The organism is Salmonirosea aquatica, assembly GCF_009296315.1.
Classification (GTDB): domain Bacteria; phylum Bacteroidota; class Bacteroidia; order Cytophagales; family Spirosomataceae; genus Salmonirosea; species Salmonirosea aquatica.
The window spans coordinates 5,099,537-5,113,784 of sequence record NZ_WHLY01000002.1 but is presented as its reverse complement, the minus strand read 5'-3'; the positions used below and the strand labels follow the sequence as shown (position 1 = coordinate 5,113,784).

The following is a 14,248-nucleotide window of genomic DNA, read 5'->3' as shown; positions in this document are numbered from 1 at the left end:
GTAAGTAGTTTCATTCATCTACCAGTGAGTAGGATATGTGAGGCACCCCCCTTTACAACGCTTTACCACCCTATTCCTTTGCCTTTACAACAACCTGATTTTCCCTCTGAGCTGTGGGCCCGAAAACCGACGATCGTGACGTATGGACTGCCTTCAAAGCAGGCGATGAAAGCGCCCTGGAATTGTTGTATACCCGGTATTTCAAGGCGTTAGGCACCTATGGTTTCCGCATTACCCATGATCGCGAACGGGTGGAGGACGCCATTCAGGATGTTTTTGTCGATCTGTGGCGGCGAAGAGAAAACCTGGGCGATGTCGAAAATATCAGGTTTTACCTATTCCGGTCGTTGCGCAACCAGCTGAGCCGCAACATCCGGCACGATGTCTTCGATGGCGCCGAAGATATTGACGACTTTCTGGATTATCTGGCCACGCTCTCTTCCGAGCAGCAATCCATCGATCAGGAGGTGCAGCTCAGCCGGGCTCAGGCGGTCCAAAAAGCCCTTAGTCAGCTTAGCCAACGCCAGCGCGAAGCCGTTCACCTTCGATTCTACCAGGGCCTCAGCCTCGACGAGTCCGCCGAGATCATGGGAATAGGCAAGCAGGTAGTTAAAAATCTTCTCTCCAAATCCTACGCTATTCTGCGTCTCTCGCTCAAAGTAGCTTTCACGCTATGGGCGTGGTGCTTTTCCCTTATGGGCACTTTCCGGTAGTCCCGACATAGGCACCGGCGAGCAATTTCTCCTCTATTTTTAAAGATTTTCTAAAAAAAGTGCCTCGTAATGGTTACGATTCGCCCGGATATGTACCTGTATAGTTAAGACTTTTTTCTCACCTTGGCTATCAAATGGATCATCCTTACGAACATACCCAGGATTTCCTCAACGATGATTCATTCGTACAATGGGTACTTTTTGGCAAAGACAAAGCCTTGTGGCAGGGGTACCTGCTCGAAAATCCGAGCAAACGCCTCATGGTGGAGGAAGCGCGCCGCCTGCTGCTGGATGTCCGTGCCGCCGAAGGACAGGATACGCCTCTGCTCAACCAGCATTCGGTTTGGAACAAAATACGGAGCGATCTGCGCCTACCCACCGAGCCGCAGAAAACACCTACCCGCTCCCGGCTGGCTTATCCTGCCTGGGCGGCTGGTGTCATACTCGTGCTCGGAATCAGTTGGCTGCTGTGGGAAAGTCAAAAGTCCGGCAGGGTATCGTATCAGGAGCTGACCGCGGTCATAAAAGAGAAAAACGAACTCATTGAGAAAGTATCGGGGAGTAACGATTCCGTCCGGGTTGTACTGGAAGATGGCAGTGTCGTCACCCTGAGCCCCCATAGTAAATTGAGCTACCCCACGCATTTCGAAGGCAGTCGGCGTAGGGTCATCCTGACGGGTGAAGCCTTTTTTGACATTAGCAAAGACCCCAGCCGTCCTTTCTACATCTATGCCGGTGAAGTGGTCACCAAAGTACTCGGTACCAGTTTCCGGATTCAGGCTTTTGACGAAGCCAATCAGGTACTGGTTCAGGTGAAAACCGGACGGGTTTCGGTATACAGCCAGCCGCGCCTCATCCTCTCCGACCCCGAAACCGATGGACTGGTACTGCTTCCCAACCAGCAGGCCGTTTACAGCCGTGCCCAACAGAACCTGAGCCGGCGGTTGGTGGATGTACCTCAGCCTGTCGTGGCCCCTTCCCAAGGTACCCCCCTGCGGTACGACGAAGTTCCGGCGAGTCGAATCCTGCGCGACCTGGAAGCGCAGTACGGCATCACGATCCTGTTCAACGACGATGTCCTGGACCGGTGTGTCCTGACCACTACCCTGGGTGACGAACCCCTGCACGAAAAACTGGACCTGATCTGCCAGACCATCGGAGCCACCTATAAGGAAGTAGACGCCCAGCTGATCGTAGAGTCTAAAGGATGCCGCTAATCGCTAATAAGGATTGATAGTAAGCAAAAACGACTGATTGTTAGCCCTATACATCAAAACCGAACGCAAAGAAATACACTTTTACAACTCCTAAAATCACAAAGAATGGTGCCTATGAATTGATACCCTTTCGATTAAAAAAAGGGAAACGATGCGGCAACATCGCTTCCCCGATCAAGTACGTCTGCGCCCAAAAGGCGGCCAGATGCGTTCGTTTTGTCTTTCCAAACAAAAACAATCAAAGTTATGTCAGAATTAATTACTAAAAAATTGATTTTCAGACTTATGAAAATCTCTCTATTCCAATTTGTGCTGATCGGTATTTTGGCGGGCGTTGGGTACGCCCACCCGAGTGAGGCCCAGGAACTTTTGCAGGAACGGGTGACACTCTCCATCCGAAACGGCACAGTGAAGGAAATACTGCAAAGCATTGAAAAGCAGATGGACGTTGTTTTTTCGTATCAGCGGGAGGTGCTGCCCGCGAATGAAAAAATTACGGTGAAATTCAACCAGGTATCGCTGGAAACGGTTTTGGCGAGTCTCCTCATACCCCGGCACATCAGATATGAAGTGTTCCGGAACAAACAGATCATTCTCAGTAAAAACAATATGCCAGATCATTCCCAGGTACCTCCGCAAACCGACAAACTGGCGGATTCTCCCGCATTTCCCGACGATATTGCTGTTTCGGGCAAGGTGATCGATGAAAACGGGAGTGGACTCCCGGGCGTAAGCATATTGGTCAAGGGTACCCAACTCGGGACTACGACCGACCAGAACGGCAGCTACCTCCTCGACGTGCCAAATCCTGACGCGATCCTGGTTTTTTCGTTCGTGGGCTATATCTCGCAGGAAACAGTGGTTGGCAATCAGACCACGATCGATATCTCCCTGAAACCTGATCTGAAAGCGCTTGAAGAAGTGGTGGTGGTGGGCTATGGTACCCAGAAAAAAAGCGATCTGACGGGTTCGGTGGTGCGGGCCAACATCGAAGCGTTCCGGGAGTCGCCTAATGTCAATCTGGCCCAGTCCTTGCAGGGTACTGTACCGGGCCTCAACATCGGGCAGGTCACGCAGGCGGGCCAAAATCCCTCCATCTCCATCCGGGGCCGCACTACCATTAACGGCAACCAGAATGTGCTGTTGGTGGTGGACGGGATTATTTTTACCGGCAACATGAGCGACCTGAACCCCGCTGATATCGAATCGGTCGACGTCCTGAAAGACCCCAGCAGTATGGCTATTTATGGGGCGCAGGCCGCCAACGGGGTCATTCTGATCACGACCAAAGGCGGACAAAAGGCGACAAAACCGATTTTTAATTACACGGGTAGCTACACCACCCAGACGCCCAGCAATACCCTGCACCTGCTTGATCGTGATGGTTTTATCAAGAAAGCGGGTGATGTCGACTGGCAGAAAGCATTTCTGGCGCCTGATTATACCCAACCCAATCCGGCCTTCAGCTACGCCGATGTCGCCAATGACCCGCCACTGCGGGCAGGCTTCGAAAACGGCACCAACTATAACTGGTGGGACAACACCACGAATCCGGGCTTTATTGCCAGCCATAATCTGAGCGTGCGGGGTTCGGGTCAGGAGTTTTCCTATTTCCTGTCGGGTGGCTACACCAATCAGAAGGGGTTTGTGATGAATGATAAATTCAAGCGTATCACCACCCGCATCAATATCGAAAACAAGATATTCAAGTGGTTTCGGATAGGCGCGCAAACCTTTGGCTCCTTTTCTGATTACTCGGGGGTCTCGCCCGCGCTCAATGGAATCACCATCATGTCTCCCTTGGTGCAACCTACCGATGCGGAGGGCAATTATATTCTCAACCCCAATGGCACCAACAACGCCAATCCTTTTCTAGTAGCGGCTGCCGATGACTTCGACAAACGGAACAATCTGTTCGGCAATTTCTACGCCAACATCGATGTACCCTTTGTCAAAGGGCTTTCCTACCGCATCAACTACGGCCACAATTATTCCTGGGACCGCAACTACAACAGCAACCCCTATGCCAACGGCGCCGCCGGGGGGGCTTTCAAGACCAATGTCCATTCTTACGACTGGACGCTCGACAACATTGTGAACTACAAGAAATCATTCAAGGAAATCCACAATGTCGATGTAACCCTGGTGGCTGGTCGTCGGGAACGAAAATACGAAAACACCACCGCCACGGGTACCAATTACAGTAACCTACGCCTGATTTACAACAATTTAAGCCTAGGCACAATCCAGAACATCGGTTCGGAAGCGTGGGACGAAAGCTACCTCTACCAGACCGGGCGCATCAACTACGAGTTCAAGTACCGCTACCTGCTCACGGCCACCCTGCGGCGGGATGGGTTTTCGGGATTTGCCGAGAACAAGAAAACGGCCCTGTTCCCTTCCCTTGGTTTTGGCTGGGTGCTGAGTGAGGAAAACTTCATGAAGGTACCCGCCATCACAATGCTCAAGCTGCGGGGATCGTACGGTACCAACGGGAACCTTGTGAGCCGTTACGCTTCGCTGGCCCGGCTCAACGCCTACCCGGCCTACGTGTTCGGCGAGGGGGGCTCCACCGAATTCGGGCAGCTGGTGACTACCTTGGCCAATCCCAACCTGTCGTGGGAAACCACCACGGGCTTCAACTTCGGCCTGGATTTCTCGCTGCTGAAAAACCGCCTTTCGGGCAGCGTGGACTACTACCGCACGACCACCAATGATTTGATCTTCAATGTAAACATACCGGAAGTTACGGGCTTCAACCAGATTACTTCCAACGTCGGCAACATAGCCAACCGGGGCATCGAGTTGATTTTAAACGGAAAAGTAGCCGACGCGGGCGACTTCAAGTGGAATGCCACCTTCAACCTGGCCTCCAACCGCAACCGCATTGTGTCCCTGCTTGGGCTCGACAACGACGGTGATGGCGTGGAGGATGATCTGGTGGCCAGCGGCCTGTTCATCGGGCAGCCCATCGGAGCCATCTATGATTACGAATCGGCGGGTATCATCCAGATCGGCGAAGAAGCGCCCACCGGGTACTTCGTGGGTACGCACCGCATTGTGGATCAGAACGGCGACGGCTTCATCGATGCGCAGGATCGCGTGATTCGGGGGCAGAACGAACCGGCCTACAACTTCGGGCTTCTTAACGAGTTCAGCTACCGCAATTTTACGCTTCGCTTTTTCATCAACTCCATTCAGGGCGGCAAAAATGGCTACCGTGCCCTGAACATGCCCTCCAGTCTGGGGATCGGAGATAATATCCGTCGCAATAACTTCTGGCGCGAACTCGACTATTGGACACCCGCCAACCCCGATGCCCGCTACAGGGGACTGGATCAGGGCGCGGCCACTGAGTACAACTATTACGATAACCGCAGCTTCGTCCGCCTGCAGGATGTTACTCTTTCTTACGGACTCGGCCAGTCAGTAGCCGGTAAGCTTGGCCTGCAAGGTCTGAAAGTGTTTGTCAGTGGCAAAAACCTGGCTACCCTCACCAAATGGGTAGGCTGGGATCCCGAGACGGGCAGCGGCCTCGCCACGAACGGGCTCCCGGTAATGAAAGGAATTTCAGTTGGGCTTGATGTCCGTTTCTAACCCTCTAAAAACCCAATAACATGATAACGATAAAGAACACTAGCAGGTGGATTGTCCTACTGGCATTAATACTGACCAGTTGTAACGAAAAAGATATTCTGAAAGAGGTACCCCTGGATTTTGCCAGCCCCGAAAACTCCTTCGTTACCGTGGGCGACTTCAATTCGGCCGTTTATTCGCTGTATGACCTGACCCGGGGTACCCTGTCGGAAGGTGAGCACCGGCCCATGGATTACCACTACGGCACCGATCTGGGCTACAACGGAGCCCAGCAGTTGAACGAACGGTTTGGTAGCTATCCGGCTACGCTGACCCCTACTTCCGTGCAGGCGCGGTTCCACTGGCAGCAGTATTACAAGATCATTTCGAGTGCCAATATCATCCTGAACCGGATGTCAAAATCAAAGCTGACCGAACCCCAGAAAAAGCTGGTTGAGGCCAAAGCAAAATTGTTCCGCGGACTGGCCTACCGCAATCTGGCGCATTTGTATGGGGGGTACCTATCGAACTGGAAGAGGTAAGTTCGCCGAAGACCGACTACGTGCGGGCCACCCGCGAGGCCACCTACCAGCAGGCGGCCGAAGATCTGGAATTTGCGGCGGCCAATCTGCCGGGGATCACGGTGGTACGCGATGGCGAAGTGAGCAATCTGGCGGCCTATCACCTGCTCGCAGAAACCTACCTTTCCCTCAAACGCTACGCCGATGCTGTCAAGGCCGCCTCCGTTGTCATTGACGACCCCAACACCGCCCTGATGAAACAACGCTTTGGCTCGCTATCCAAAGCACCGGGCGATGTGTACTGGGATCTTTTCCGTCGCTATAATCAAAACAGAAGCGTAGGAAATACGGAAGGAATCTGGGTCTTTCAGTACGAAGTGGATGTACTGGGCGGCGTAACCAGGTCCACCGCCCTGGCCGGCCCCATGCTGGAACGAGACTGTTCTCCCCGCCCTTATTCATTTCCCTACAAAGACCCGAAGGGTATTAATCCGTTTCTGCCCCTGGGCGTATCGGACTATACCGGCGGACGGGGCATTGGCCGCTTCCGGGGTACCGACCATTTTACCTACGGCATCTGGCAGTACGACTGGAATGATATGCGCAATTCGGAGTACAATTTCGTGCGGGATGTGGCCTTCAACAACCCGGCTTCGGCCTGGTACGGCCAGAAGCTTTCCGACCACTTGGAGCTGTTCAGGCAGAAGATGGACGACACCATCCGTAATTTCTATCCCTACCAGTCTAAGGTGACCACCCCTGGTCAGCATCCCGCCGAGCTGTTTGTGGACCCGGTACTCAAAACCCTGAACGCTTCTTCGGCCGGTACTACCTATTCTGACCAATATTTTATCCGGCTGGCCGAAACCTACCTACTGCGCGCCGAAGGCCACCTGGGCGCTGGCGATGCGGCCAAAGCCGCCGAGGATATCAACGCAATCCGGGCACGGGCCAATGCCAAACTGGCTACCGCCGCCGATATGAATATTGATTTTATCCTGGACGAGCGCATGCGGGAATTGGGTGTGGAGGAAAAGCGCCGCCTAACACTGAACCGCCTGGGACTGCTGTACGAACGGACAAAAAAGTACTGCAACGGCCATCCTACTGCGGCCCATTTTGGGGTAGACGTTGCGCCTCATAACAATCTTTTCCCGATTCCGTATAGCGAAATCGAGCGCAATACGGGTGCTGTACTCGAACAGAATCCGGGTTATTCCAGCCGCTGATCTATAATTGATCCGGAGGAGCCGATCCTTTGCAGTAGCAAAAAAGGGTCGGCTTCTTTTATTCATCGAAACCCCTTCAAAACCCATGTCGCGCAAAACCACCCTGAGTCTTCGTTTCCTTTGCCTACTGGCTTCCGTTCTGCTTTTTGCCTCCTGCAAAAATTCCGCTCAGAAAAGTACCGGAAAAGCAGCAAGTTCAGAAAATACCCGACGCCCCAACATCCTCTTCGTCATCTCCGACGACCAGTCCTACCCCCACGCCTCGGCCTACGGCTACAAGGCTGTGAGTACCCCCGCCTTTGATCGGGTAGCCCGCGAGGGCATTCTGCTCACAAATGCCTTCGTGGCCTCCCCCGGATGTAGTCCCTCGCGGGCCGCCCTGCTCACGGGCAGGAACTGCTGGCAGACGCGCGAAGCGGGTACCCACGCCAGTACCTTCCCTGCCGACCTGGTCACCTACCCCGAGGTGCTCGAAAAAGCGGGCTATCACGTGGGCATGACCGGTAAGGGCTGGGGGCCCGGCAAGGTGGTAGGACGTGAACATAACCCTGCCGGCAAAGCCTACGGTGCCCGCAAAATGGAAGCACCCAAGGGCATCAGCGATAACGACTACGCCGCTAACTTTGCCGAATTCCTGGCCCAGAAGGCCAACGGCCAGCCCTTCTGTTTCTGGTTCGGGGCACAGGAGCCGCACCGCCGCTACCCCACGGGCATCGGGGTCAAAAGCGGCATGCAGGTAGCCGATGTAAAGGTACCCGGCTTCCTGCCCGACGATCCCGACATCAAGACCGATATGCTGGACTACCTTTACGAAATCCAGTGGTTCGATAGCCATCTCGACCGTATGATCAAATTATTGGAAGAGAAAGGGGAACTGGACAACACGCTGATTGTGGTTACCTCCGACAACGGCATGCCCTTCCCCCGCGCCAAGGCCAACACCTACGAGTACGGCTTCCACGTACCGATGGCTATTCGCTGGGGAAACAGAATCAAGGGCGGACGCACTGTGGACGACCTGGTCAGCACGGTAGACTTGGCCCCTACTTTTCTGGAAGCGGCCGGAATCAAGGACCATCCCATGCAACTCGAAGGCCGTAGTCTGATGAATATTTTCACCAGTAGCAAAAGTGGCGTCCTCGATAAGCAGCGCCAGGCCGTCTACGCTTCCCGCGAGCGGCATTCCTCCTCGCGCTGGAACAACCTGGGCTACCCCCAGCGCGCCCTGCGCACGCCCGACTACCTCTACATCTGGAACATCCAGCCCGGTCGCTGGCCCGCCGGTGCCCCTCAGAAGTACGAGGAAGATGGTACCCTGGGTCCCATGCACGACGCCTACCACGACATCGACGATTTCAACGAGTCGCCGCTGATTACCCGCCGCGAGGAACCGGGCATCAATAAGTACTTTCACCTGGCCGTAGACAAGCGCCCGGAGGTAGAACTCTACGATATCCGTAAGGACCCTTACTGTCTTCAAAATCTGGCCGAAGTACCCGCATTCCGGGCCACCCGGGACAAACTGGGAGCTCAAATGAAAGCCTACCTGACCAAAACCAATGACCCGCGCATGGGGCCTGGCGGGGAAGAAACCTACGAATCTTACATCCGGTACAGCCCGATACGAAAGTACCCTAAGCCTGAGAATTGACATGAATAATCCATTCCATAAAAAGCTCCTGCTGATTACCCTCTCCCTGGCGCTCACCGCGGGCTTGGCCCTAATCCGTCCTAATCCCGACACCGACTGGCCGGAGTTCAACGGCGATGGGCAACGCAGCCACTATTCTCCCCTCAGTCAGATTACTACTAACAACGTGAAAAACCTCAAGGTAGCCTGGACATACGCCTCGGGGGGCGCCGACGAAAAAGGCGGACGTACGCAGATTCAGTGCAATCCCATCGTCATCGGGGGTACCTTGTATGGCGTATCGGCCAATACACAGGCCTTCGCCGTAGAGGCCGCCACGGGAAAGGAAATCTGGAAAACCGAACTCACAGGCACCGAAGGTACCATCAGCCGGGGCCTCACCTACTGGACCGACGGCCAGGTGAAAGTCATTTTCTTTGGGGCGGGTCAGTGGCTGTACGCTCTCGATGCCCATACCGGCCGCCCCATGCCCCGCTTCGGCGCGCAGGGCCGCCTCGACCTGCTGCCGGGGCTGGAACGCCCCGGCGCCGACGAGTATGTCCGTCCCAACACGCCTAACACCATTTACAAAGATCTGATTATCGTAGGCGCGCGGGTATCCGAAAACGAAGCGGCTCTGTTGGGCGACGTTCGTGCTTTCGATGTCCGCACCGGCAAGCTGGTCTGGACATTCCATACCATTCCCGAACCCGGTGAATACGGCTATGATACCTGGTCGCCGGCCAACCCGCGTCAGCGGCTGGGAGGAGCCAACCCCTGGGCGGGCATGGCCATCGACCGCGAACGGGGCATTGTGTACGTACCAACAGGTTCGGCGGCTTTTGACTTCTACGGGGGCAACCGCAAGGGCGACAACCTGTTTGCCAACTGCCTCATTGCCCTCGATGCCAATACCGGCAAACGGCTGTGGCACTACCAACTGGTTCATCACGATATCTGGGACCGCGACCCGCCCGCGCCACCGAATCTCCTGACGGTAACACACAAGGGTAAGAAGATTGACGCCGTTGCGCAAATCACCAAGCAGGGGCAGGTTTTTGTATTCGACCGCGTGACAGGACAGCCGCTATTCGACATTGAAGAGACGCCCTTCCCTCAGGATGCCATGGCGGGCGACGAAACCAGCCCTACCCAACCCATCCCGCAGAAACCGGCCCCGTTTACACGGCAGACTTTCACAGAAAAAGATGTCAATCCATGGGCTTCGGATCGGGATGCCATTCTGGCCCAGCTCCGCGGTGCCCGCACGGGTACCCCCTACTACCCCCTCACTTCGCAAATGACCGTCTTTTTCCCCGGTACCGACGGGGGCGGCCACTGGGGAGGAGCAGCCACCGACCCGGAGGGTACCCTATATGTGCCCGCCAAAGAGGTACCCTGTTTCTCGTCGCTGGTACTGCGCAAAAAGTCCAACACACAAGGCTCCGTTACCAGCGCCCAGCTCTACGCCACGAATTGTTCCTCCTGCCACGGCCCCGACCGCAAGGGTAGTCACGACGGCACCTATCCCTCGCTGGTGGACATCAGCAAGCGGCTTCCGGAGGCTTCGATCAAGCAGGTGCTGCAGAACGGGCGAGGCATGATGCCCTCCTTCTCACATCTGTCCACGGCCGAGCACCAGGCGCTACTGGATTTTCTGGCGGACAAAAATTCCATAGTGGAAGTGGCCAGCACGCAGGACAGCGAAGTACCCTACCAGAATACCGGCTACAACCGTTGGTACGACACCAACGGCTACCCCGTAGGTACTCCACCCTGGGGTACCCTCACGGCCATTGACCTCAACACGGGCGAGCGACGCTGGCAAATCCCCCTTGGTGAGTACCCCGAGCTCACTGCCAAAGGCATTCCCCCCACGGGCACCGACCTCTACGGCGGTCCGCTGGTGACGGGCAGCGGCCTTATTTTCATCGCCGCCACGCGCGACGAACGCCTGCGCGCCATCGACAAGAAAACCGGAAAAATCCTGTGGCAAACCCAGCTACCGGCCGGCGGCTACGCCAGTCCTTCCACCTATTCGGTCAACGGCAAACAGTACCTGGTCATCGCCTGCGGTGGTGGTAAGCTAAAAACCAAATCAGGCGATAAGTACGTAGCCTTTGCGCTCCCGTAGAAGCGGGTAAAGGCAAAAGAATTGAATCAAGGTCAAGAAATCAAAATCCCAAAAAACGATGAAAGCTAAATTACTACTCTTAGCCCTGATTCTGTCGACAACCACCGCCTGGGTAGGTCTGCAAACCCCAACCCCGGAAGCCAAGCCCAAACGCTACCTGTATGTGGTCACGCCCGGCATCCGTAACTACCTCGGCTACGGGGGCCACGGCATCCACGTTTTTGACATTGACAACGGCCACCGCCCCGTCAAGTTTATCCCCACACCCGGTGGGTTCAAAGCCGACGGTACGGTTTCCAACGTCAAGGGTGTGGACGTAAGTCTGACGACCAACTGCATTTACATCAGTACCCTCGAAGCCATCCAGTGCTATGATCTCACGACCGAAAAACTCGTATGGGAAAAGCAGTACGAAGGCGGCGTGGACCGCATCTCCATTTCACCCGACGGCAAAACCATTTATGCCCCTTCGCTGGAAAAGGAGTTCTGGAATGTACTGGATGCCAAAACGGGCAACGTCATTACCAAAATCGTAACCAACTCAGGTTCGCATAATACTATTTACGGTCCCACGGGTGAATACGTATACCTCGCCGGGCTCAAATCCAATATGCTCAATGTGGCCGATGCCCGCACGCATACCATTGCCAAACAGGTCGGTCCTTTTACCGCCGCGATCCGCCCCTTCACCATCAATGGCGCCGAAACCCTGGTGTACGTCAATGTCAACGGATTGCTGGGCTTCGAGGTAGGTGACCTCCGCACGGGCAAAATGCTGCACCGCGTCACGGTGGAAGGCTTCGACATCGGCGATGTAAAACGACATGGGTGTCCCAGCCACGGCATCGGCCTCACACCCGACGAAAAGGAGCTCTGGGTTTGTGACGGTGCCAACGAGCGTCTGCATATCTTCGACAATACCGTCATGCCGCCCGTCCAGAAAACCACCATCCGTACCCGCGACATGCCGGGCTGGATCACGTTCAGCGTGGATGGTACCTACGCCTACCCCTGCACCGGTGACGTCATTAACGTGAAAACCCGCCGCATCGTCGCTACCCTCGAAGACGCCGACCACAACGCCGTACAAAGCGAAAAGATGGTGGAGATCCATTTCTTAAACGGCAAAGCCGTGGCGATGGGCGATCAGTTTGGGCTTGGTGGCGTGCGGTAGGATAGCATTCCCCTCATTTTCTGTACATCTAGGACAGAATTTAATGAAGAAGCTACCTCTCAATGCACCGCCACCAACTGTTCCCAGCGACTCAGTGGGATGGTCAGTTCGGGGTCGAGGCGGCAATCCAGCAAAAAGGGTCGGTCTCGCTGCGCAAAGGCTTGTTCCAGGACGCTGTCTATGTCCGTTTGACCGTCGATCCGGGCGGCATCGGCTCCATAGGCTTTGGCCAGGGCAACAAAGTCGGGGTTTTGCAGGTAGGTACCGAAGGGGGTGGTTTGCTGGTTTTTTACATTTTGTAACACTCCATTATTGAAGATAATCAGCAGGATGGGTAGTTTGTACTGCACCGCCGTAGCCAGTTCGCCTACCACCATCTGAAAACCGCCGTCACCACTAATCCCGACGGTCCGGTGGTCGGGGCGGGCCGTTTGAATCCCGATCAGAGCGGGCAGGCTGAAACCCATCGTACCCAAGTGGCTGCTGACGATGACCGGCTGCTCATCCGACAGCTGGAGGTACCTGGCCGCCCAAACCGTATGTACCCCGGTATCGAGCACAATAATTGTCTTTTCGTCCAGGTACTTATTCAACTTCGTCAGAAAGTTGGCCGGATGCACGTATTCGTCACTAAATGACGCCAATTCGGCAATTTCAGCCATGTGCGCCTGTTTGGCCTCAACAAAATCGGCAATCATCGGGTTGGCCTTAGGCTCTTCAGGAAGCCGACTTGCCAACCCGTCGGCAATGGCCTGTAAGGGCCCGACCAGGGTCCGTATTCGGCTGTACTCGAGGCTGAGCGTGTTAAAGTTCGGCTCGCACTGAATCAGCTTTCGGCGTTGGGTGTCGTCGTCGTCCGTCAAAAAAGGTTTGAGGGTATCGACGCCGAAGGCTAAAACGGTACCCGCCTGCTGGATAATCTGCCTGGTACATTCCAGGCCCGGAAGACCGAAAATACCCAGCACCCCCTGCGTATTAGGATGGGCTTCATTCACAATCCCCTTGCCGTCCAGGCTGGTAATCACCGGAGCGCCGAGTCGTTCGGCCAACTGCGAGATGGCTTTCCCACAGCCCGTGGCCCGTCGCCCCACCACAATGACCACCTGAACGCACTGTGCCAATTCATCAGTAACGAGGTCGAGTGCTTTGTCCGGCGGGGGCATGAGCTGCACAGGATGCGGAATCATACTCGGATCGATCCTGAACAGCGAATCGTTGGTTCCGGTGGGGGCCGTCAGTACATCCATCGAAAGGGCCAGATGCACCGTCTGCTGGTTTTGCCAGGCGTACCCTACCGAGTTGCGGAGCAGGGGCACCAACTGGCGCGTATGGACGCAGCTACTGCTCATGGGTAGTACCGTAGATAGCAACTGGGCCTGGTTGATGTCCTGAAACTCGGAATGTCCCTGATTGTAGGTAGGTACCATCCCCGTCAGGGCCAGCATGGGCGCCCGGTCCAGTTGGGCGTCGATCAGGCCGCAAATGAAGTTAGCCGATCCCGGCCCGGACGTGGCCATACAGACGGTCAGCTGGCCCGTCAGTCGGGCCTGCGCCGAAGCCGCCATCGCGGCCGAGTTCTCGTGGCGCATCAACACCCACTCGATGTCGGATTGCCGCTCCAAAGCAGCCAGAAAAGGCATGATGGGGGTACCGGGATAGCCGAATATCTGGCGGACGCCCACGGCTCTTAAAAAATCGACGATATAATCGGCTGCAGTCATGATATGGATATAAATTGTGGGGCTGAGTGGATACTTTTTTAGGAAAACATACAAAATGATAGACTCCAAAGCATCAGTGCTATATAAACCTACTGTAAAGAGGTGTATTATCGCCCAGCTTCTGGAATCAGGGCACCAAGCTTAAGCAGGTACGTGATAGTTTTTTTTTCTATAAAGGGCTTATTATCTGTACATTTAGGAATTCAGTTCATATTTCTTTATACCTTAAGGCAAGTATCGTGACTCAGGAAACTTCAATGAATCGCCGCAGACGGTGGCACTCTATGAATTTGGGGCAAGAGCACAAACCCTAAGCAAGAGCCTCGGACGGAG

9 protein-coding genes are annotated in these 14,248 nt (G+C 55.1%); 8 read left to right on the top strand and 1 reads right to left on the bottom strand.

Going from position 1 to position 14,248, the window contains the following annotated elements:
* Positions 1–113: 113 nt before the first annotated feature.
* The 8 genes from GBK04_RS22175 (at position 114) to GBK04_RS22145 (ending at position 12,194) form a co-directional block, all read left to right on the top strand.
* Positions 114–713 carry an RNA polymerase sigma factor gene (locus GBK04_RS22175; protein WP_373331218.1) on the top strand — a complete coding sequence of 200 codons (600 nt, stop codon included), beginning with the start codon at positions 114–116 and terminating at the stop codon, positions 711–713.
* Positions 714–847: 134 nt separating this feature from the next.
* Positions 848–1,930, top strand: coding sequence for a FecR family protein (locus GBK04_RS22170; RefSeq protein WP_152763483.1), 1,083 nt, complete (start codon positions 848–850; stop codon positions 1,928–1,930).
* Positions 1,931–2,215: 285 nt separating this feature from the next.
* Positions 2,216–5,527 (top strand): SusC/RagA family TonB-linked outer membrane protein, encoded by a 3,312-nt coding sequence (locus GBK04_RS22165; RefSeq protein WP_373331217.1) that lies wholly within the window; start codon positions 2,216–2,218, stop codon positions 5,525–5,527.
* Between the two features lie 20 nt (positions 5,528–5,547).
* The gene (locus GBK04_RS30930; protein WP_373331216.1) at positions 5,548–6,048 is read left to right on the top strand and encodes a RagB/SusD family nutrient uptake outer membrane protein; all 501 of its coding nucleotides are present in this window, start codon (positions 5,548–5,550) and stop codon (positions 6,046–6,048) included.
* Between the two features lie 20 nt (positions 6,049–6,068).
* On the top strand, positions 6,069–7,256 hold the full coding sequence (locus GBK04_RS22160) for a RagB/SusD family nutrient uptake outer membrane protein (RefSeq protein WP_373331215.1): 1,188 nt from the start codon (positions 6,069–6,071) through the stop codon (positions 7,254–7,256).
* A gap of 85 nt (positions 7,257–7,341) precedes the next feature.
* Positions 7,342–8,907, top strand: a complete 1,566-nt coding sequence (locus GBK04_RS22155; RefSeq protein ID WP_152763481.1) for a sulfatase family protein — start codon at positions 7,342–7,344, stop codon at positions 8,905–8,907.
* A 1-nt stretch (position 8,908) separates the two neighbouring features.
* Positions 8,909–11,020, top strand: coding sequence for an outer membrane protein assembly factor BamB family protein (locus GBK04_RS22150; RefSeq protein WP_152763479.1), 2,112 nt, complete (start codon positions 8,909–8,911; stop codon positions 11,018–11,020).
* Between the two features lie 58 nt (positions 11,021–11,078).
* Complete coding sequence (locus GBK04_RS22145; protein WP_152763477.1) at positions 11,079–12,194, top strand: YncE family protein; 1,116 nt, start codon at positions 11,079–11,081, stop codon at positions 12,192–12,194.
* A 59-nt stretch (positions 12,195–12,253) separates the two neighbouring features.
* Here the strand turns inward: GBK04_RS22145 and GBK04_RS22140 are convergent, their stop codons facing one another.
* Positions 12,254–13,915 carry a thiamine pyrophosphate-binding protein gene (locus GBK04_RS22140; protein ID WP_152763475.1) on the bottom strand — a complete coding sequence of 554 codons (1,662 nt, stop codon included), beginning with the start codon at positions 13,913–13,915 and terminating at the stop codon, positions 12,254–12,256.
* Positions 13,916–14,248 lie beyond the last annotated feature (333 nt).